This is a genomic window from Bacillus cereus group sp. BfR-BA-01310 (genome assembly GCF_022664325.1).
Taxonomy (GTDB): domain Bacteria; phylum Bacillota; class Bacilli; order Bacillales; family Bacillaceae_G; genus Bacillus_A; species Bacillus_A paramycoides.
On sequence record NZ_JAKUHD010000103.1, the window covers coordinates 1 to 398 of the forward strand.

Sequence of the window (398 nt, forward strand, 5' to 3'; positions counted from 1 at the left end):
GAGTTCGGTGAAGGAGGGGTAACGGGTATCACGATTATTACCTACTATTTATTTGAATGGTCACCAGGCTTAGTCAACTTAATTTTAAATGCGATTTTGTTAATAGTTGGCTACAAATTTTTGAATAAGGTAACAACAATTTATACGATTATTGCTGTAGTTACCAACTCGCTTTTTCTTCATCTGACAGAAGGCTGGAATATTGCTTCGAATGAAATGCTGGTAAATGCCATTTTTGGAGGAGTATTTATAGGATGCGGGATTGGTCTAATCATTCGTGTTGGCGGAACAACAGCGGGTACTACCATCTTAGCAAGGATGACGCATAAGTATTTAGGATGGAGCATTAGCTATGGTCTGTTGTTTTTCGATTTAATAGTTGCTTTTTCATCTTATTT

General features: G+C 36.9%; 1 protein-coding gene. It reads left to right on the top strand.

Annotated features, from left to right (window positions below):
* On the top strand, positions 1 to 398 hold a 398-nt coding region (locus MR109_RS29820), incomplete at both ends, for a YitT family protein (RefSeq protein WP_242274866.1).